The sequence below is a fragment of the Oceanobacillus manasiensis genome (assembly GCF_000724085.1).
In the GTDB taxonomy this organism is placed as follows: Bacteria; Bacillota; Bacilli; order Bacillales; family Amphibacillaceae; genus Oceanobacillus_B; species Oceanobacillus_B manasiensis.
On record NZ_CCDL010000003.1, the window covers coordinates 406,515 to 428,093 of the forward strand.

The 21,579-nt window shown below is 40.0% G+C and carries 18 protein-coding genes; 10 read left to right on the forward strand and 8 right to left on the reverse strand.

Features of this window, described 5'->3' with window-relative positions:
• Both hemH and hemY read left to right on the forward strand, forming a co-directional pair.
• Entirely contained in the window at nt 1-936 is a 936-nt protein-coding gene (gene hemH, locus BN985_RS15570; protein ID WP_042224571.1) for a ferrochelatase, read from the forward strand.
• Nucleotides 936-2,339: a protoporphyrinogen oxidase gene (gene hemY / locus BN985_RS15575; protein WP_042224573.1), complete on the forward strand. Its 1,404-nt coding sequence runs from the start codon at nt 936-938 to the stop codon at nt 2,337-2,339. The genes hemH and hemY overlap by 1 nt, the downstream gene beginning before the upstream one ends.
• A 494-nt stretch (nt 2,340-2,833) precedes the next feature.
• On the opposite strand, the gene BN985_RS15580 is transcribed toward hemY, so the two are convergent.
• The 3 genes from BN985_RS15580 to yhfH form a co-directional block, all read right to left on the reverse strand.
• The gene (locus BN985_RS15580) at nt 2,834-3,271 is read right to left on the reverse strand and encodes a GNAT family N-acetyltransferase (protein WP_042224575.1); all 438 of its coding nucleotides are present in this window, start codon (nt 3,269-3,271) and stop codon (nt 2,834-2,836) included.
• A gap of 666 nt (nt 3,272-3,937) precedes the next feature.
• Nucleotides 3,938-5,752: an oligoendopeptidase F gene (pepF, locus tag BN985_RS15590; protein ID WP_042224578.1), complete on the reverse strand. Its 1,815-nt coding sequence runs from the start codon at nt 5,750-5,752 to the stop codon at nt 3,938-3,940.
• A 250-nt stretch (nt 5,753-6,002) separates the two neighbouring features.
• Entirely contained in the window at nt 6,003-6,131 is a 129-nt protein-coding gene (gene yhfH, locus BN985_RS15595; RefSeq protein WP_081779362.1) for a protein YhfH, read from the reverse strand.
• Between the two features lie 99 nt (nt 6,132-6,230).
• Here yhfH and BN985_RS15600 point away from each other — a divergent pair, with 99 nt between their 5' ends.
• The 4 genes from BN985_RS15600 (at nt 6,231) to BN985_RS15615 (ending at nt 10,661) form a co-directional block, all read left to right on the forward strand.
• Nucleotides 6,231-6,968, forward strand: a complete 738-nt coding sequence (locus tag BN985_RS15600; RefSeq protein WP_042224580.1) for an MBL fold metallo-hydrolase — start codon at nt 6,231-6,233, stop codon at nt 6,966-6,968.
• A gap of 68 nt (nt 6,969-7,036) precedes the next feature.
• Nucleotides 7,037-8,032 (forward strand): lipoate--protein ligase, encoded by a 996-nt coding sequence (locus tag BN985_RS15605; protein ID WP_042224582.1) that lies wholly within the window; start codon nt 7,037-7,039, stop codon nt 8,030-8,032.
• A gap of 274 nt (nt 8,033-8,306) precedes the next feature.
• Nucleotides 8,307-9,845 (forward strand): long-chain-fatty-acid--CoA ligase, encoded by a 1,539-nt coding sequence (locus BN985_RS15610; RefSeq protein ID WP_042224583.1) that lies wholly within the window; start codon nt 8,307-8,309, stop codon nt 9,843-9,845.
• Nucleotides 9,846-10,133: 288 nt separating this feature from the next.
• Nucleotides 10,134-10,661: a competence protein ComK gene (locus BN985_RS15615; protein ID WP_052360715.1), complete on the forward strand. Its 528-nt coding sequence runs from the start codon at nt 10,134-10,136 to the stop codon at nt 10,659-10,661.
• Here the strand turns inward: BN985_RS15615 and BN985_RS15620 are convergent.
• Nucleotides 10,609-10,998 carry a hypothetical protein gene (locus BN985_RS15620; protein WP_042224585.1) on the reverse strand — a complete coding sequence of 130 codons (390 nt, stop codon included), beginning with the start codon at nt 10,996-10,998 and terminating at the stop codon, nt 10,609-10,611. The genes BN985_RS15615 and BN985_RS15620 overlap by 53 nt on opposite strands.
• 328 nt (nt 10,999-11,326) lie before the next feature.
• Here BN985_RS15620 and BN985_RS15625 point away from each other — a divergent pair, with 328 nt between their 5' ends.
• From BN985_RS15625 to addA, 4 genes are all read left to right on the forward strand, one after another.
• Entirely contained in the window at nt 11,327-11,983 is a 657-nt protein-coding gene (locus tag BN985_RS15625; RefSeq protein WP_042224586.1) for a TVP38/TMEM64 family protein, read from the forward strand.
• A 57-nt stretch (nt 11,984-12,040) separates the two neighbouring features.
• Entirely contained in the window at nt 12,041-12,592 is a 552-nt protein-coding gene (gene lepB, locus BN985_RS15630) for a signal peptidase I (RefSeq protein WP_042224587.1), read from the forward strand.
• Nucleotides 12,593-12,778: 186 nt separating this feature from the next.
• Complete coding sequence (gene addB, locus BN985_RS15635; protein ID WP_042224589.1) at nt 12,779-16,285, forward strand: helicase-exonuclease AddAB subunit AddB; 3,507 nt, start codon at nt 12,779-12,781, stop codon at nt 16,283-16,285.
• Nucleotide 16,286: 1 nt separating this feature from the next.
• Complete coding sequence (gene addA, locus BN985_RS15640; RefSeq protein ID WP_042224591.1) at nt 16,287-20,009, forward strand: helicase-exonuclease AddAB subunit AddA; 3,723 nt, start codon at nt 16,287-16,289, stop codon at nt 20,007-20,009.
• Nucleotides 20,010-20,093: 84 nt separating this feature from the next.
• Here the strand turns inward: addA and BN985_RS15645 are convergent, their stop codons facing one another.
• The 4 genes from BN985_RS15645 to gerPC all read right to left on the reverse strand — a co-directional run bounded on the left by BN985_RS15645 (nt 20,094) and on the right by gerPC (nt 21,551).
• Nucleotides 20,094-20,312, reverse strand: a complete 219-nt coding sequence (locus BN985_RS15645; protein WP_042224593.1) for a spore germination protein — start codon at nt 20,310-20,312, stop codon at nt 20,094-20,096.
• Between the two features lie 97 nt (nt 20,313-20,409).
• Complete coding sequence (locus BN985_RS15650; RefSeq protein ID WP_042224594.1) at nt 20,410-20,778, reverse strand: spore germination protein GerPE; 369 nt, start codon at nt 20,776-20,778, stop codon at nt 20,410-20,412.
• A 7-nt stretch (nt 20,779-20,785) separates the two neighbouring features.
• Nucleotides 20,786-20,971, reverse strand: a complete 186-nt coding sequence (locus tag BN985_RS15655; protein WP_042224595.1) for a hypothetical protein — start codon at nt 20,969-20,971, stop codon at nt 20,786-20,788.
• 1 nt (nt 20,972) lies between these two features.
• Nucleotides 20,973-21,551, reverse strand: coding sequence for a spore germination protein GerPC (gerPC, locus tag BN985_RS15660; protein ID WP_042224597.1), 579 nt, complete (start codon nt 21,549-21,551; stop codon nt 20,973-20,975).
• Nucleotides 21,552-21,579 lie beyond the last annotated feature (28 nt).

Below are 21,579 nucleotides of genomic sequence, written 5' to 3' on the forward strand. Positions count from 1 at the left end.
ATGGGAAAACAAAAATTAGGTTTACTTGTAATGGCTTATGGAACACCATACAAGGAAGAGGATATTGAACCGTACTACACACATATACGACATGGAAGAAAACCAGCAGAGGATGCGCTTCAAGATCTGAAGGATCGTTATAAGGCAATTGGTGGTATTTCTCCACTAGCCAAAATAACCGAGCAGCAGGCTAAGGCATTAGAAACCAATTTAAATGAAGCTCAGGATGAGTATGAATTTAAAGCATACATTGGCTTAAAACATATTACCCCGTTTATCGAAGATGCGGTTAATGAGATGGCAAAAGATGGTATCACAGAAGCGGTATCTATCGTACTTGCACCACATTACTCCACTTTCAGTGTGCAGTCATACAATACACGTGCCAATGAAGAAGCATCAAAGCATGGTATAACCATTGAATCGGTGGAAAGCTGGTACAATGCTCCAGGTTTTATTAAGCTTTGGTCTGACCGAATTGGCGCTATTTTCTTTGAGATGACGCCAGAAGAGCGAGAAAAGGCAGTTTTAGTCGTTTCAGCTCACAGTCTTCCAGAGAAGATTCTGCAAAACGGTGATCCATATCCGGAACAGCTTCGGGAAACAGCGGAGCTAATTAAAGAGGAAACAGGAATTAAAAATGTGGAACTTGGCTGGCAAAGTGAAGGCAATACACCAGATCCTTGGCTTGGACCAGATGTACAGGATCTAACGCGTGACTTGTACCATAATAAAGGCTATCGTTCCTTTGTCTATGCTCCAGTTGGCTTTATTGCGGATCATTTAGAAGTTCTTTATGACAATGATTATGAATGTAAAGTTGTATGTGATGAACTTGGCGCTAATTACTACCGTCCAGAAATGCCGAATGTTAACCCACAATTTATTACCACACTAGCAGGTGTTGTAATGCAAAAAGTTAAGAGTGAAGTGTAATGAGCCAAACGAAATCCATTGTAATTGTAGGTGGCGGGATAACAGGATTATCCGCTGCCTATTATTTGCAGAAGACCATGAAGGAGCAAGGGCTTTCGCTAAACATCAAGCTAGTGGAAGCGTCTAATCGACTAGGTGGCAAAATAAAAACAATGAAACGTGATGGATTTACGATTGAGCAGGGACCAGATTCACTCTTAGCGAGAAAAGAACCAGCAGTTAAGCTTGTGGAGGAATTAGGGCTACAAGATCAAGTGATCCGGAATGCTACAGGCCAGTCCTATATTCTTTTAAAAAACAAGCTACATAAAATGCCTAAAGGTACCTTTATGGGCGTTCCGAAAGAAATTGGCCCATTACTTAACTCTAACCTCATTTCTGGTAAAGGAAAGCTTCGTGCTGTGGGGGAGAGGTTTATTTCTAAAGGAAAGCAGAAGGGCGATCAATCCCTCGGCGAATTTTTCCGGCGCCGATTTGGAAATGAATTATTGGTGAATCAGATTGAGTCCTTACTTTCCGGAATTCATTCGGGTGACATTAACCAAATGAGCCTCAAAGCAACCTACCCAAACTTTTATGAACTCGAGCAGAAGTATGGAAGTGTAATGAAGGGCTTAAAGAAAACAATGCAAAAACCTGAAAAGAACGGCAAGGCTAAACCGACAGGTGCGTTTTTTTCCTTTCAAAATGGTTTAGAAACGTTGGTGCACGCATTGCATGATGCGTTGGATGAAGGGGCGGTAAAAATAGAGACGGCTGTCGATCATATTGAAAAGAAAGAGCATGGCTATCATATACTGTTAAGTGATGGGGACGTGCTTCAAGCAGATGCTATCATTATGGCAACACCTCATTTTACCGTACCGAAGATGTTCAGCCAGTATGATTTCTTTAAGCCTTTCCGAGAAGTACCTTCTGTCTCGACAGCAAATGTTGTGTTAGCCTTTGATCAATCTGCTATTAAGCGAGACATTGATGGGACAGGCTTCCTTGTAACACGTAACAGTGATTTTCGGATCACTGCATGTACATGGACGCATAAGAAGTGGCCGAGTACAGCACCAGAAGGAAAAATTCTGCTTCGTTGTTATGTCGGTAAACCTGGGGATGAAGAAGTCGTTGACTTATCAGATGATGAAATTACTAGGATTGTGATGAAAGATTTAAAGAAGACAATGAAAATTAAAGCCGAACCAGAATTCCGTGTAATTACAAGATGGAAGGACGGACGACCACAATATACCGTCGGCCATTTAGAACGGCTTGCCGAGGTACGTGATAAAGCACAGGAGCATATTCCTGGTGTATATTTGGCAGGATGCTCGTATGATGGGGCTGGGATTCCGGATTGTATTGAGCAAGGTGAAAAAGCAGTAGAAGAGGTATTGGAATTTTTAAAGTAATTATTACGACTTAAAATATATTTTGTGTGCATTTTTTTATAAGGCTCTGTTAATGTTTAATGTTGATTTTTCGTTATGATGTTGGGGCTGGGACATAACGTCCCAGCCTTTTTAAAACACGAACAATAATAAACTAAGTGCTTTATTACCGCTCCGGAAAATACTCCGCTTTCCGTGGGCACGGCCAGGGTACTACTTGAGTAAACTTCTTTGCTCCCTTGCGCCGAGGAAGCCAGCCTCGGAGCGTAACTAGAAGACGCAGGCGCATGTTCTCCTCAGAAGCAAAAATCGCTTCTTGCGGGGCCTTCGGACTCGTGCTGTTCCCACTGGAGTCTTCGCATTTTTCCTTCGCTAAAGTGTAATTCAGATATTCAAAAATTAGGGGCTATCCGGATGTGTTCGAACTTTTTCTGCAATACGCCGTTTGAATGTACAGTTTTTTCTTGTTTGATTTTCTTATGTCCCAGTCTCAATTTTCAATAAAGATGTTTGTTTTAAATGGGCATACTCATTGTAATGGTTCTATTTTTGAACCCTAATTTTTCATATAGTTTTAATGCTTGATTTCCTGCATATACACTTAATCGAACCTCTGAATATCCGTCTTGTTTAAGATGTTCGATACCAGTTTTCATTAATTGTTTTGAAATTCCATTGCCCCTAAATTCCTCTAACACAAACAATTCATAAATAAATCCGTATATTTTTTCCGTAAATTGGTCTTTACTTGTTCCTATAAGAATCCAACCCATTAAATTATCGCCTTCCGTTGCTATTAGATAATAACTTCCTTTCTGCAATAATCGTTCAATAAGTTGTTTGGCTTTTTCATCCGTAGGTTTTGCCTCGCCTAAGGTACCATCGAATAATGCTTTTGGTGAAAGTGATAAAACCTTTTTATATTCCAAATCGTTTGGTTTTCTAATTTCCATAAATAACGTTCTCCTCTCCCACTATATTTAAGCCAGTTGCCCGTTAATGAACTTATTAAGCACTGAACTTAGATAAACGGAGACTATCATAAGTTTTTGTCATTCCAAATTAAAGGACAATGTACCAAGATTGAAAGGTATGCTTTTTTAAAGTAAAATGTGAACATAGTAACTTCACGATGGTTCTAACTATATGAGCTGTGAAAAAAGTATATTAATGATGAGGAGAGCAATTATGAACTTGTATCGAGCGAAGTACCTTCTATACTTAGTGGCCTTAATAGGAATGCTATCTTTGGTACTCTTGCCTTTGTTATCTATAACGGTTGAAAATCCCTTCCTTAGTAAAACAATAGTTGCTCTTCCATTTGTATTAATAATAATAGGAAGATCCCTTTCAATGATAGACAAAAAGAGAAATAGTGTGGCAATGGGTCTGAAAGATTGGACTTTTACTATCGGTCTAACCTTTTCAATGATATTATTTATGATTTTTTAAGTCGGATTGTATTAAAGTTAATTTGCGAATAGTAAAACGCTAGAATATGTTGTATCCTAGCGTTTTTTATATTTACTCGTTTATCCCGGTGCTAAAACCCGGTTTCGTTCAAGCTTCAGTCAGTGGGGGAGAAAGAACGAAAACCCCCACTAATTGAAGCTTGACTTTTATTTATAACTCTCTTCTAACTGATCAACTAGGGATCCGACAAATGCTACGGCCGTTTTAATGGCGTCTGGTTTGGACATATCGACCCCGGCTTGCTTAATCAGGTCAAGCGGCTTTTTCGTACCACCAGCACGCAGGACATCAAGCCATTTGTCTACAGCAGGCTGTCCTTCAGTTTGAATCTTTTCTGCCATTGCAGTAGAAACAGTTAGTCCCGCAGAATACGTGTATGGATATAACCCCATATAATAGTGCGGCTGACGCATCCAGGTTAGCCCTGCACCTTCATCAAATGTTACAGTATCTCCCCAGAAATTTTCTAGAGTTTCTTTTTTCTGCTTTGTTAAAACATCTGCTGTAAGTGGAGTCCCTTTTTCTGCCAGATCGTATACTCTACGTTGGAACTCTCCTTCAAGAAGGTGTGTAACAAAGTTATGATAATACGTGCCAAGTAATTGGGTGATCACCCAGCGTTTCATTCGTTTATCATCTGTTTTATTCATCAAGTGATTTGCCAAAAGCAGCTCATTGATAGTAGATGGTGCTTCAACGAAATAAGTGGAAGGGCGAGTATTAAGAAGGGTTTGATTTTTCCCTGCGAGATAAAAATGTCCAGCGTGTCCAAGCTCATGGGCAAGTACGAAAGCACCCCGCATTGTATCCGTCCATGTAACTAAAATATATGGGTGCACACCATAAGGACTGGCACAAAAAGCGCCTGTCGCTTTTCCAACATTGTCGGCAAGGTCAACCCACCGGTCATTGATACCTTTTTTCATAATCTCCGTATACTCAGGTCCCATGACTTCTAATGCTTCTAGGATGGTAGAAGTTGCTTCCTCATATGTCGTAACTGGAGTAAACTCTGGATCAAGTGGTGCTTTGAGGTCACAATATTGTAGTTCCTCCAAACCTAGCTTATCTTTCATTAACTTTGCGTAACGTTGCATATGTGGAGCCAATTCTTTTTGAATTACATCAAGCTGGTTGTGGTACATTTCTTTAGTTACTTGCTGGGATTGCAGCAGCATGTCTGTAACAGAGTCGTATGAACGTAACCTAGACATAGTTACCTGTTTTGTTACCTCTGTAGCGTACGTTGCCGCAAACGTATTTTTGTATTGGTTAAGCGTATTGGTAAAAGATTTATATGCAGCTCGGCGTGTTTCCGTATCAGCAGATAACTCGTAACGATCCTCATATAAAGCAGCTGACATTGGCTGTTCTTTCCCATCCTTATCAACAATTGAGTCAAACTGCATATCGGAAGATTTAGTACGCCCATAAATCATATATGGTGCATCGTGAACCTCACTTAATGCTGCTAGTGTTTCTTCAATCTCAGGAGCTAAGGTATAAGGCTTTTTCTCTAACGTATCCTGCAACATTTTTTCATATGTTTTTAATGCAGGCTCATCCTGTAGAAATTGTGAGATCGTCTCATTGGACAAGGTTAGTAGTTCTGATTGTATAAAAGTAAGTTTCGTTCCAATGGAAGCCAGTCCGGCTGACACCCTAGCTGCATCACGTTGGTTAGCGGGATCGGATCCATCTGCACTTGCACGGAGACTAGCATAGTTTGCCACACGCACTACACGCTGTTGGAAAGCTTCAAGTGTCTGCAAACAGGAAAGCAGTGTTGCAGCATTTTCTCCTAATTTTCCTTTGTAGGCTGTTACGTCTGTGACGTCCTGCTGTACGGCTTCTAGTTCCTTCTCCCATTCTTTATGTGTTGTAAATAGATCAGTTAAGTCCCAAGTTTGTTCTGTAGGTACTTCTGAACGCTTTAAACGATTGGTTGTTCCTGTAGTCATTTTAATTTCCCCTTTCTGTTATCTTGATGTATGTATCCAATTTATTTCGGTACTCTAAGTAATTATAATATATCGCAGCCAGAAATGATAGAATTATCGCTTAATTTGTTTAAAACCTTTTGTAATATAAATCGTATTACTAGTAACGCATAAAAGAATCAAAACCAAGAAAAAAGCAGCTATTAAGCGATAGCTGCTTTAGAGTAGATAGATTAGCAAGTGTTATAGTACAGTGGAAAGAGGAAATTTTTTATCTTGCGGGATGATCACATTCGTCACATAGGTTACCATAACAGTCGGCTTGTTCTACCATATCAAGCCCGCATTGACTGCATTTTTTCTTTGGCAGATTGCGAAAGAACTCCATAACTTTAAACATATGTGAATCCTCCTTTGCTAAGATAATGTCATTGTATTATAACAGTATGAAAATTGTCAATACTGTGTTACAACAAAGTATAAAAAAGGGTGTGTCGTTATGAAATTAACTGTAATTGGTTTTTGGGGAGGTTATCCTGCCCCTGGTGAAGCAACTTCTTCTTATCTGCTAGAAAAAGACGGATTCTCTTTATTGATAGACGCAGGCAGTGGCTCATTATCTAAGCTTCAACAGTATCTACCAGTGACCGAGCTTGATGCCGTCATTTTATCTCATTATCATGAGGACCATGTGGCAGATATTGGTGTTCTACAGTATGCAAAGCTAGTAAATTATTATGTGAATGGTGCTGACCGCATCCTGCCAATCTATGGCCATGTTTTGGATGAAGAAGGATTTGCTAGCTTGTCACACGAGTACACAGAAGGAAAAGCTTATCAGCCAGATGAATCTGTAGATATCGGGCCATTTCAGATTAGTTTTCTGCAAACCGTTCATCCGGTTCCGTGTTTCGGAATGCGGATAACAGATGGTGAGCATACGGTAGTATATACAGCGGATAGCAGTTTTAAAGAAGAGTGGATCCCATTTTCACAAAGGGCTGATCTGCTCATTACAGATTGCAATTTTTATGCTGACCAAAATGGAGAGAGTGCTGGACATATGACGAGCAAAGAAGGCGGAAAGATTGCCGAGAGAGCTGGAGCAAAAGAATTGATGTTGAGCCACCTACCTCAATATGGTGATAGGAACCAGTTAGTCCAAGAAGCAAAGAAGGAATACAAAGGGACAGTCTATTTAGCCGAAGAAGGACTGGTTTGGCAGGCCAAAACCTAATTTTTGATTTAGCGAGATAGATGCCTTAAACTTAATGATAGATATATTCTTTTGGGAGGTTAATTGGTATGAAGTTTATAGACAATAAAGGAATTACAGATCCAATGGTGAATCTGGCATTGGAGGAATATGTACTACAGAATTTCGGAGAGAACGATACATATTTACTTTTTTACATTAACAAGCCATCCATTATCATTGGGCGCAATCAAAATACCATTGAAGAAATTAATACAAGCTATGTTGATGAAAATGGAATTAAGGTTGTCCGCAGACTATCTGGTGGCGGTGCCGTTTACCATGATGAGGGAAACCTGAACTTTAGCTTTATTACCAAAGATGACGGAAACAGTTTCCAAAATTTTGCTAAGTTCACTCAGCCAATGGTAGAGGCTTTAAATAAGCTTGGAGTTCCTGCTGAGCTTCAAGGAAGAAATGACTTGGCAGCTAATGGTCGAAAAATATCCGGGAATGCTATGTTCTCAACGAAAGGTCGGATGTTTAGTCATGGAACGTTAATGTTCGACTCAGAAATCGAGAACGTTGTTTCTGCATTAAAAGTTAGAAAAGAAAAAATTGAATCAAAAGGAATTAAGTCCATTCGGAGCCGTGTTGCAAACATCTCTGAATTCCTAGAAGAATCTCTAACGATGGACGAGTTTAAGGAAACGATCCTAAAACATGTCTTTGATGTAGAAGATATTGCTGATGTTCCACAATATGAATTAACAGAGGAAGACTGGAAAAATGTAGAGCAAATCTCTAAAGATCGTTATCAAAATTGGGAATGGAATTATGGTAAATCACCGTCATTCAATATCCAAGAATCTCATAAATTTGATGCTGGCCTCGTTGATGTTCGTCTTGACGTTAAAAAGGGAGTTATTGAAAATTGTAAGATTTATGGTGACTTCTTTGGTGTAGGTAGTGTTGAAGTGATCGAGGATAAATTAAAAGGTGTTCGCCATGAAAGAAAATCGATTGAAGAAGCCTTAGCAGGTGTCGATGTACCGCACTATCTTGGTAAAATTACAAAAGAAGATTTTATTAATTTAATCTATTAAGAGAAAGCTCACTTGGTGGGCTTTTTTTATTGGAGTACGTCTCAATTAAAACAACAGCATAGCAAAGTGAATCGTCAACATCCAAACTTAGAAACTTCCCAACTGATACATAAACTTTCGAATAGTTGCCACTTTTAATTGTCAACGCTTTCAAAATTGCTTGAAAATGGAATATTGCTACTTTATAATAAAGACAAGCAAATCTAGAAAGCTATTTTTTTGGTCTTATTATGAATGACTATTCATTCATAATAAATTTAAGGGAGGTTAGTTTGTGAATATTAGTGATCAACTATCGATTACAGCGAAGGAAAACCCGGAAAAGATAGCGTATATTTTTGAAAAAGAGGAGAGGAACTATCAAGAATTAGAAGTAGCTGTACAACGTTTTGCTTCCAGTATGGAGAAGTTAGGGTATAAAAAAGGCGATCATGTTGCCTTAATTGTTGGAAATTCCCCTTATTATGTTATAAGTCTCTATGGTGCCCTGAGACTTGGTCTTGTTGTTATTCCCATTAATCCAATGTATACTGCACACGAGCTATCCTATATTCTACATAATGGTGATGTGAAAGCTATCATTACGATGGATGTAATGCTTGAGAAACTTGCTGTCATTGATCAGGATCTGCCTAGTGTGCAACATTATATTACTTGTGATTCAGGAGCAAATGTATCCGTAAAAGGTGACTCATTACAACACAAAATGAAGGCGTTCTCAGAATTGGTGGGAAAAGGAGAAGGAAATTTTAAGGGTCCCACATTAGCTGAGCAGGATACGGCAATCATTTTGTATACGTCTGGAACGACTGGAAAGCCTAAAGGAGCTGTGCTTTCCCACCAAAATATTTACTCTAATGCCAAGGATGTAGCTGATTACTTGGGGATTAATGGTGAGGATCGTATGATTGCAGCCTTACCGATGTTCCATGTTTTTTGTTTGACTGTATCGCTGAATGCTCCATTGATGAATGGGGGAACCATTCTTATTATCCCTAAATTTTCACCAGCTGAGGTAATTCGGATAGCCAATGAACATGAAGCTACAGTATTTGCTGGTGTGCCAACTATGTATAATTACCTTTTACAGTCCGTTAAAGGAGAGAAACCGAGATTCGGTAAGGTCCGTTTATGTATTTCTGGTGGGGCCGCCATGCCTGTTTCTCTATTAGAGGCGTTTGAAGCAACGTTTCAAATTCGATTATCAGAAGGATACGGATTGTCAGAGGCATCTCCAGTTACTTGCTTTAATCCAATTGACCGTCCGAGGAAGGCAGGTTCAATAGGAACAAGCATTTGGAATGTGGAAAATAAAGTGGTAGACCTGTTTGGTGAGGAAGTAGAAACTGGTGAAGTAGGTGAACTCATTGTTCGAGGCCCCAATGTTATGAAAGGCTATTATAAAATGCCCGAAGAAACAGAGGTAACCCTACAAGATGGGTGGCTTTATACAGGGGATATGGCTCGAGTTGATGAAGATGGTTATTTCTATATCGTCGATCGAAAGAAAGATATGATCCTTGTAGGTGGTTACAATGTGTACCCAAGAGAGGTAGAAGAGGTTCTATACACACATCCGAGTGTTGTAGAAGTCGCGGTCGTAGGGGAACCACACCCTGAGAGTGGGGAATCCGTAACATGTTTTGCCGTAGTCGATGATTCCGAAATAACGGAACAAGATTTGAAGGATTTCTGCGTGAACCATTTGGTTTCTTATAAAACACCAACAAAAATTGAGTTTCTTGAAGAACTTCCCAAGAACACAACTGGAAAGATACTTAGGAGGAGCTTGAAAAGTAGTATAAGGAACTAACGAGAGCTAAGAGTAAAAACATATGAGCATACCATTGCTAATAAAGATACCTGTAGAAGCTTTCTATGTTTCTGGGGATTTTGAGACGTGGAAGGATAATGAATAACTCTTAATTAGGGATGATTTAATGCTAGTCCCTGGGGCAAATAACGCAACAGGGGCTATTATTTATGAGAAAAATAAAATTTTTCAAATAAATTATCTGTAAGGTCTTTATTTATTGTTTGTAGTTTGGTAGATTTAGTAAGAAGCCACTTTCTTTCGCTGTTTAGTGAAAGGATGATATGTATGTTTTTTAATGAAGACATCTACGCTCCTACTCCAGAAATTACCCCACTTACGATGGTACTCCTCACAGAACAAGACGCATCCGGTAACCTTATCACCAATGTAATGGAAGAACACAACGATTACACAGTGGCAGTTACTGCAAGTAAAGTAATGGACCATGCCTGCAAATTTTTCGGGTCAAGTCTTAAAGGAAGACAGGATGGTACCAGGGATATTTGTGGCATAACACATAAAGCTCCCATCTCCGTGGACCCTCTCAGCGGCATGTATTTCTTTCCTACTACCTCTCCATCAAGCAAACAATGTTCATGGATAGCACATTCCCACATTGACCACATTTTAGATGCATTTGGGCAAGGAACAGAGATTATGTTCAAAAATGGGAAAAAAGTAAATTTATCCGTTTCCTATGGTTCCATGTTAAATCAGGTTCAGCGCACTGCTCAATTCCGTTATTTGTTAGACAATCGCATTAGGTTTTTGCAGAAACAGGTTTCGGAAAAGACGGCAGAGACTTTTGCATAAGCTCCTGTATTATGGCGTGCACTTTTTTGCGAATTGCCGGGTTGAAATAATTCCGTTTCTCTTCTCTGCCCTGGCAAAGAAATAGAAAGGAAGAGAAAGAATCGTTTTTGTGTAAGGTCACCACCTCTATTCTCCTTTTGCTCATTTGAGTACGTAATTCGCGTCGCTCGGAACCTGCCACTGTTGCCATGGTCTCCAAAAGTTCTGTATAGGGTTCCTTTATTTTGAATGCTCCTCTTTCAATATGTTGAATATCTTGTTGTATTACCACGATTGCCATTGAAAGAAAAAGAAATCGTGTGGCTATATGTCGTTCTTCTTCTGTAAGATAGCGCATGGTCTTCCCCCTCTGAAATAGAACGTTTGTTCTTCTTATTATATGTTAAAACGAAGAAAAAATACAACTAATTTATATAAACTGGGAAAGAAAGTGGCTGTTTTCTTTTTTATAAGTAGGAAATTTACTTCGTTTGCATTAAAATAAAATTAGATAAAGGATCTATAAAATAGGTTATGCAACCACTTGGGTGGGAATAGTTACATAGAGGGGGATATACGGACTAGCTAATCATATTTTATTCCTAATTCGTTCAACTAACATTTGGGTGGGGAATGAAGGGACCCCAAACGATTTCACTTTATACATACTGAGGAGATTTCACTACATGGACGCCATAAACACTGCACTATCCGATTGGAGAATTATGTTTGAGGAAGACAGGCTAGATGAATACATCATGGACCTGCTTGGTCAATACGAGCAGCTTGGACCTCTTCCAGGTATTTTATTACCATTTATAGAAGCCTTCCTTCCATTTTTACCACTAGTCGTATTTGTTTTTGCAAATGCTGCTGCCTATGGATTGCTTGAGGGATTTCTATTATCGTGGGCTGGTTCTTCTCTTGGAGCAATTCTTGTTTTTTTAATTATACGAAAGCTCGGGAAGAAACCGCTATTTACGAAAATACGCAAAAATAAACAAGTAAAAAAAGTAACGACATGGCTTGAGAGACATGGATTTGGACCATTGTTTTTGCTGACTTGCTTTCCGTTCTCCCCGTCTGCTGTAATCAATGTAGTTGCCGGTCTATCGAAAATCAGTATCCAACAGTTTGTTCTAGCGGTACTTTTAGGTAAATCGGTTATGATCTTCTCCCTTGCTTATATCGGTTCAAGTATTACGGAATTCGCCAAAAATCCTGTGCGGACCATTATTGTAGGGAGTTGTATTGCAATTTTTTGGATTGTAGGAAAAATCATCGAAAAACGTCTGGAGAAAAAGGCTCTGATTAAAGAAGCAAAGAAGCTTGGAAACGATTAAAACACCGTCAAACAGGGTATGAATAAGATAGAAGAAAACCCTGGAGGCTTAAAAACGATGAAAAAAAGGAGACTTCGTAAGCTACTGCCCGTAATACTAATTGTAGCGGTGTTGATAATAGGTTTACGCTCTTTGCTATTCGCTAGCTATGTAGTCGATGGAGAGTCCATGCAACCAACACTGCATGATGGGAATTTGCTAATGGTAAATAAAGTAATATATGACTTAACACAGGCCGAGCGTTTTGATGTCATCGTTTTTCATGCAAATGAGGAAGACGATTACGTGAAAAGGGTGGTCGGATTACCTGGTGATAAAATTTCCTATAGAGATGATAAACTCCATGTGAATGATGAGTATGTGGAAGAGCCGTTTCTCGAACCATACGTAAGAGCAAGTGATTCAAAACCTTATACTGCAGATTTCACGTTAGAGGAGAAAACTGGTGAAAAAGAGGTGCCAGAAGGAAAGCTGTTCGTTCTAGGTGATAATAGACAGGACAGTCTTGACAGTAGATCATTTGGCTTTATCTCTCAAGACCAGCTTGTTGGGAAAGTAGATATAAAGTATTGGCCACTTAACAAAACAAGTATAAGTCTTGGTAAATAGCTAGGAGCTTCCATCTTTGGTAAAATAGAAGATGGAAGCTTTTTATGTTAATAGCATTTCTTGGTGTTAAATAAGACGAGTTAGTTGTTGATAAAGAGATAGAGGGCAAGGAACATTTGTTAGCCCTTTTCATATTAGGAGAACGTTGCGTATTTATTATAAAGAGAAAATGGGGGGAGAGGAAAGATGGGACTCCGATTTTTAGCGGGAAGAGCGGGAACAGGGAAAAGCGGCCGAACGCTAGATGAAATAAAGGCCAAGCTACAAGACAACCCTCAGGGGCCGCCAATTTTTTATATAGTGCCAGACCAAATGACGTTTCAGCAGGAATACGAATTATTTCAGGACGAGGAAATGAGTGGCAGTATCCGCGCACAGGTTACTAGCTTTTCTAGGTTAGCCTGGCGTATTTTCCAGGAAACTGGAGGTGGAACAAAGCAATTTATTAGTTCTGTCGGCATTCAAATGATGTTGCGCAAAATAATTGAAGAGAAACAAGGAGACTGGCGGGTATTCCAAAAGGCCATTGAAAAACAGGGCTTTTTAAAGCAGCTTGAAGGTATGATTACAGAATTCAAACGGTACAATATCACCCCAGAATCTCTTTTGAGCCAAATGGAGGATATAAACCAATATGTCCACAAAGAGCCGGGGGAAGAAGCACTTGTTAACAAGCTAGACGATCTCCAATACATCTACGAAAAACTAGCGATTGCGTTACAAGAAAGCTATATAGACAGTGAAGACCAACTCCGGCTTTTAGCAGAAAAAATCTATGAAGCAACTTCTTTAAAAGAAGCGGAAATTTATATAGATGGATTTCACCAATTTACCCCAAATGAACTTACTGTAATTGAGGCACTGATGAAGCAATGCAAACGGGTTACCATAGCCCTGACAATTGACCGACCAGAGGAGCTACAAATATCTGAGCTTAGCTTGTTCTACCAAACCACGGAAACCTATTATATTTTAAAGCAACTGGCAGAAGAGCATGGGGTTGTTCAAGAAGATACAGTTGTATTAGAACCAAAATATGGAAGGTTTCAGGATCGTCCTTATTTTGCGCACTTGGAACGGTATTTTGATACAAGGCCAGTTCCTCCCTATGAAGGGGATGTGCCAATAAAGATTAGAGAAGCGGTTCATCCACGAGCAGAAGTGGAAGGCGTAGCCCAGGAAATCATTCGTCTTGTAAGGGAAGATAATTACAGGTATCAGGACCTGGCAGTTTTCCTTCGGGAGACAGACACATACCATGACTTAATTAAAACGGTATTTAGCGATTATGACATACCAGTGTTTATTGATGAAAAGCGGACTATGTTAAATCATGCATTGATTGAATTGATTCGCTCTGTATTGGATATGGTAGAAGGAAATTGGCGTTACGATGCTATTTTCCGAGTGTTAAAGACCGGCTTTATACCTTCTACAGATCCAGATTTTCCTTTAACAGCTGATTCCATTGATGACCTTGAAAATTATGTGCTTGAATATGGGATTCGTTCCAGAGAACGTTGGATAGGAGAAGAGGAATGGGTCTTTCAGCGTTTCCGGGGGTTTGACCAGACAGCACAGACAGATACAGAAAAAGCAACACAAACTCGTATTAATAAATACCGCCAACAAGTGGTACAAGCTCTCCAGCCATTTGATGAAGCGATAAGACAGGCCACCACGATACGAGAAAAAGCTACCGTACTCTTTACCTTTTTAGAGGAGATAGAGGCACCATCGATGCTTGAGAAAATGCGTGAAGTGTATGACGAGCAAGGAGATGTGGAAAAAGGCCGTGAGCAAGACCAAGTATGGACAGGGATTTTACAGCTCTTAGATGAAATTGTGGAAACGGCCGGAGATGAAACAATGACATTGGATACGTTTAGGGCAACGCTCGAGGCAGGATTCGAAACCTTAACATTTGCCCACGTGCCACCAACTATTGACCATGTCATTGTGGGAACCATTGACCGTTCGAGAATCAGCGGAATATCTTGTGCCTTTTTACTGGGCGTTAATGAAGGTGTATGGCCAATGAAGCCCCAGATAGATGGGATGATCAGTGAGCAAGAAAGAGAGTTGCTTGCTAGTCATGGCTTAAAGTTAGCGGATGGTAGTAAGCGTCAATTACTTGATGATTGGTTCTATATGTATATTGCCTTTACGTCTGCTAAAGACAAATTATATATAAGTTATCCACTGAGTGATGGAGAAGGTAAGTCAAAAATGCCTTCTCAACTTGTTAAACGTATGGAAGATTTATTTCCGGTATGCTGTGATCATCTATTACTACAGGACCCTGAGGAGCTAGTAGAAGCTGACCGCTTTATTACAACGCCAGTAAAAACAAGATCGGCATTAACTGCCCAGCTTGCGAGGAAACGGAAAGGATACCCTGTGGCCCCTGTGTGGTGGCATGTATTGAACTGGTTTGTAAGCCATCACGAGAAATACAGCACAACCTATAATGTACTACAAAGCTTGTACTATGAGAATAAACCACTGGACCTTTCTTCCAAAACGGTTGAAGAGCTTTACCCGAAGGAAGTAAAAGCTAGTGTATCTAGACTAGAAACTTATTATCGTTGTTCCTATCAGCATTTTGCTAAATATAGTCTTGGACTCGAGGAGAGAAAAACGTATAAGCTAGATGCTCCTGATATTGGCCAGCTTTTCCATGAGGCGTTAAAAACAATCACAGAATGGATACGGACGGAAGGAAAGGATTTTGCACAGCTATCCAAGAAGGATACCGATTCATATGCACAAAAAGCAGTGACGAGTTTAGCACCGATCTTACAACATCAAATATTGCATAGTTCGAATCGTTATAAATATATTCAACAAAAATTACAGGAAGTCATCGCCCGAGCAGCCTTTGTATTAAGTGAGCAAGCAAGACAGAGTAATTTTTCCCCAGTTGGATTGGAATTAGGTTTTGGCGCTGGACAGACACTACCACCACTTAATTTACCTCTACCCAATGGGTATGAGTTACAACTGCGGGGCAGAATTGACCGGGTGGACAAGGCTTTAAATCAACAAGAACTATACTTGCGAATTATTGATTATAAGTCCAGCGCGAAAGGGTTAAACCTTATAGAAGTCTATTACGGTTTAGCGTTACAAATGCTTACGTATTTAGATGTCGTTTTATCTCATTCAGAACAGTGGCTTGGTACAAAGGCGACGCCTGCTGGGGTGCTTTATTTCCATGTTCATAACCCGATGGTATCAGGGAATCAGAAACTACATGACGAGACTATTCAAGAGGAACTCTTTAAAAAGTATAAAATGCAAGGCTTGCTTTTATCGGATGAAGAAATTGTTAAAATGATGGATACCTCATTGGATTCTGGTTCAAGTCAAATTGTGCCTGCTGGGGTGAAAAAGAATGGCGGATTTTACAATTATTCGAAGGTTGCAGGCAACGAAACCTTTTCGAGCCTGCAATCACATATCCATGAATTGATGATGCAGGCAGGAGTCGATATGACAGCAGGCGGTGTGCATTTGAACCCATATCAGCATAAACAGAATGTGGCATGTACGTACTGTCCATTTCACTCTGTATGCCAATTTGATTCACAACTGGAAACAAATAATTATCGCAAGCTAACAGATATGAAAGATGATGAAATCCTTGGAAAAATTCAGGCAGGGTCTGTCGCGTTAGAGAGGGGGGAGTAGAATGGTTAATTGGACAAAGGAACAGGAAGAGGCTATTTATACAGGAGGAAAAGACGTCCTAGTTGCTGCAGCAGCTGGTTCGGGAAAAACAGCGGTACTCGTAGAACGGATTATACAAAAGCTGTTAAATAAGCAGAACCCTGTAGACATAGACTCACTACTTGTCGTGACATTCACCAATGCAGCAGCACAGGAAATGCGGAACCGGGTAGGAGAGGCTTTAGAAAAGGCTTTAGCAGAAGATCCCAATTCTCAGCACCTAAAAAAGCAAGTTTCTTTACTGCAGCGGGCTTCAATCTCTACATTACATTCATTTTGTCTAGAGGTGGTTCGCCAGTATGCGTACTTGCTTGATATCGATCCCTCTTTTCGGATAGCGAACGATATGGAAGCAGATTTAATTAAACAGGAAGTGATAGATGATTTATTTGAACGATGGTACGGGGAGGAAGGAAGTGGGCAGGCAGCTTTTTTTGCGGTTGTTGATCGTTTCTCCAATGATCGTAGCGATGCAGAGGTAGAGGACCTGATCTTGAGTTTATATACTTTTGCAGTGCAAAATCCATATCCTGACCATTGGCTCGACCAGTTGGCTAACACGTATGCTGTATCAGAAGTTTGGGAAGAAAGTACCCTTTCTTGGCTAAATATAATGAAGCGAGAGGTGCGTAGCCAATTTACGGCAATGGAAGAAGAAATGGCATTAGCTATGGAAATGACTAAGGAAAGTGACGGTCCCTACCAATATGCGGAAACGATTGAAGTAGACATAGCAGGATTGCAGGAGGCTAAGGTTCACCTAGAGGATTGGAATATGCTCCAGCAGCATATGGAAAACAGCACATTTGCCAAGCTATCCTCGAAGAAAATGGATTGTAATGAGGACAAGAAAAAGAAGGTTAAAGCATTACGGGACAGCTACAAAAAACGTTGGAATGATATGAAGCAAGGGTGGTTCAGCCGTAATCTTGAAAGCCATGTGCAAGATATGAGAGAACTTGCTCCTGTTATCAAAAAGCTAACAGAGCTTGTAAAAACATTTAAACAAGAATTCTCCCAACAAAAAAGGGAGAGAGCCCTTGTGGATTTTTCAGACCTAGAGCATCTTTGTCTGCAATTGCTAATGGAAGAGCAAACACCTGCGGAAGAGCCAACGCCTTCACAGGTTGCCATCCAATTCCAACAGAAGTTTAGCGAGCTACTCGTAGATGAATATCAGGACACAAACCTTGTGCAAGAGACCCTATTACGTCTGCTTAGTGACCGAACAGGAGCTGGTAATATGTTTATGGTAGGAGACGTAAAACAAAGTATCTATCGTTTCCGACATGCTGAGCCAGCCCTTTTCATAGAAAAGTATAAACGTTTTGCTAAGGAAGAAGAACAAGGACAGCGTATTGACCTTGCAAGTAATTTTCGAAGCAGGGAGGATGTACTGGTTGGAGCAAACTATATTTTCCGACAAATCCTTGACGAGACGGTTGGCGAAGTGAAATACGACCAAAATGCTGAATTAATTTATGGAAATAAAATGTATGATTCGTTGCCACATTCAGAACCAGCTCCAGAGTTGCTTATCATCGATCGGGAAGCAGAAGAGGAGAAGGATGAAGATAGTGGAGAAGAAGATTATCGCGATTTAGAAAAGGCGCAAATTGAGGCAAGAGCGTATGCCGAGAAAATAAAAGGTTGGATAGGTCAAAAGGATGCTGCCCCATTACAGGTGGCGGACAAAGCAACCAATGCCCATAGAGATATGCAGTATCGTGATGTCGTAATCCTGTTAAGATCTATGACATGGGCACCAACGATTACAGATGAACTGAAAAAACAAGGTATACCTGTCTATGCCGAAATTTCCACAGGATATTTTGAAGCCATTGAAGTAAAAATCATGATTAGTTTATTAAAGGTGATCGACAACCCAAGACAAGATATTCCACTTGCATCTGTACTAAGGTCACCAATTGTGGGCTTGAATGAGGATGACTTGGCTTCCATTCGGCTTGCTGGGCGTAATAAAACTTTTTATGAGGCCTTATTGCAATTCAAGAAGGAACAAACTGGTCCTGTAGGTGATAAGCTGGAAACATTTTTAGCAAAACTACAAACCTTTCGCATGGACGCAAGCCAAGGAGCGTTATCTGATTTAATTTGGGATATTTACAGGGAGACAGGATATTACGACTTTGTTGGTGGAATGCCTGGTGGAAGGCAACGGCAGGCAAACTTAAGAGCATTGTATGACAGGGCAAGATCTTACGAAAATACTTCTTTCCGTGGATTGTTCCGTTTTCTACGTTTTATTGAACGTATGGAAGAGCGGGGCGATGACCTGGGAGCTGCGCGAGCATTAAGTGAACAAGAGGATGTTGTTCGAATTATGACCATCCACAAAAGCAAAGGGCTGGAATTTCCCGTGGTCATTCTTGGAGCAATGGATAAGCAGTTCAATTTAATGGATCTTAATCAAAAGTATCTTTTACACAAGGATCTCGGATTTGCGAGTAAATACATTGATCCTGTAAAACGTATTACGTATCCTACATTGTTTTTCCAGGCATTAAAGCAGGAGAAACTCCGTGAGTTGCTTGCTGAAGAAATGCGTGTGCTTTATGTGGCGTTAACACGAGCGAAAGAAAAGCTTGTTATGATTGGTAATGTCGCTTCTTTTAAAAAGAAAAGACAAAAATGGGAAAAGATGTTGGATCATTCGGAATGGGTATTGCCAGCACATTATCGCATGGAATCGAAAACCTACCTAGACTGGGTTGGCCCTGCGTTAATTCGCCACCAATCCACTGAGATATTGCGGACAGAAGAATTACAGGATGCAGTACTTGATGAAATAAGGGTGGATCCATCTAAATGGAATGTGAAGATACAACATGGCAGCGAACTAGCTAACATTGAAGAAACAAATGATGAAGCAGAGCTTTCATTGCGAGAGACCCTTAAAGCATGGCACCCTGTTCAGGTGGAAGATGAAGAACTTGCTACAAGTGTGGATGAGCGTCTTTCTTATCAGTATCCTTATGTAGAGGCATCAAGATCCAGAGCGAAACAGTCGGTAACGGAAATTAAAAGGCAACGTGAGCTAAAGGACGAATATAGCTCGGATCAGCTTGTAACACCTTTTAAAGCCCCGATTACTAAAAGACCGCAGTTTATGCAAAAGGAAAAAAACGTGACGGCAGCCGAAAAAGGTACGGTGTTGCATACCGTCATGCAACATATTCCGTTGAACAACCCGCTTTCTCCTTTAGAAATAGAGGCATTTATCGAAGAGTTAGTAGAGAGAGAAATGCTGACACGTGATGAAGCAGCTATAGTGGATAATACTGCAGTGGAACATTTTCTACAGACAGATATTGCGCGCTTTATGATGGAAGCACCTGTGGTGAAAAGAGAGGTTCCCTTTAGTTTGTCCCTGCCGACAAGTGAGGTCTATGCAAATTGGGAGAGCAAAAAGGAAGAACGCGTTCTAGTACAGGGTGTGATTGACTGTCTAATTCCACATGAGGACGGCTGGATCATTTTGGATTATAAATCAGACGCTATACATGGTGAGATGACAGAAAAGATGCAAGAAAAGATGAGAAATCGGTATAAAACACAGTTAAAGCTTTATCGACATGCAGTAGAGCAGATCTGGAAACAACCAGTTAAGGAAACCTATCTTTATTTCTTTGCAAAACAGCAGTTAATAAAAGTGAAACTATAAAACAAAAGCAGTGAGTGCCGTATCTAGAGCAAGGGCTAGCTGTAAAGAAAAAAACAGGAGAATCTCTATGGGGTTCTCCTGTTTTTATGCATTTGCTGTAACGTTTTGATCGTTTATATCAGGGTCAAATGGATTCGTAGAACTTACACCATTATTCGTACATATGAAATCGCCTGTATTTAGCGACCCTGAACCGGAGTTTGTCTTTGACGTGCTTTTCGGAGAGAGGTAAAATGCATCACCAAAATTTACTACTCCGCCACCGATACTATTAATTTTTAGTGGTCCGACAATTGATGGCATATTAACACCTACTATTTAAAGAATTGCTTACCATAGTCTATGCGTATTTGTTGGAATTGCTACCTCTGATCTGTAAAAAAATAAGCTTAAATACATTCTAATCTTTTAGTCTACGGAAATGCTTTAGCCAGGAAACTGCCTCAATACGGCGTAAACTGCCAATTTGCATAATGGAAGATGTGGTTACCCCTATAGTATTAACACCTTGAACGTGAATCACGTCATTATGGTGGTATGTTTTCATATGCACCTTATTCTTGAAAGCAGGTAAATCGGGTTCCATCTTAAAAATAGAGTAATCTTCAAAAGAGAGTTCGTCTTTTTTAGTAAAATACGCTCCTTCTTTTTGCAAAGCGATGCCTCTAGAAATTTGCTCTGATGTTTCTGTATCTCCAATAGAAAAAATGCCACTGAAGGAGACGGAGTTTACCCTTACTTGGTTAACAGAAGCTAATCTGCTATTCATTTTTCCACTAACCCCCGCCTAATGAGCCTAATGGTACGATGCTACCAACTGTATAGGATTCGGGAGGGGTATCAAAAAAGGAGCTCATTTTCATCACTTCACTGTCTCCAATTAAAAAAACGGACGAAGCAGAAACGTCACCCAATTCAATATTTCCAACATTTAATTCATAATTATGAACTTCTAGTATCATGTTACTCCTCCTTCTTATCAAATGTTTGCATGTATGCAATTAGAGAATTGTGGATTTCCTCTTTTATATTGTTGGCTATATAATCGTGAAGAGCGAGATCACTAGACTCGATCTTTTCATCTGCTGCCTTTTTTTCATAAAAGGCAACACGGCTTGGGAGCTGCTTTGTAACATCCTGTAACAGAATGTTCTGATAGGGCTTATCAATCTTTCTTTCATATTCTTCGGATAGATTGCGAATAAGTGCAGGGCATTCCTGTTGAACAAAGCTGGATAGTTCGGAAACGAGCTGCTGTTTGAGCGGCGGTGTGGTCGGAGGTAATGATTGATCAGGCATACTGAAATCTTCCACATTGTTTAAATCTTGTGGTGACATGCCAATATGAAGTGTCCCATTTAAATTTTCTATTTTTAATTGGTCAAATTTATATTCGATTTTTTCGACGCGATTCGTATTCTGTTCGTTAAGGTTTGTTTCTAACTGCTCAAGTTTTTGGGTAAGCTCTTGAATTTTCCTGTCCTGCTCTTTTACATATCCATGTAGGTCATACATGTACGTCATCCAATCCGTTCCATTCACAGGGCGTCCCTCCTATCCTAGTTATAGA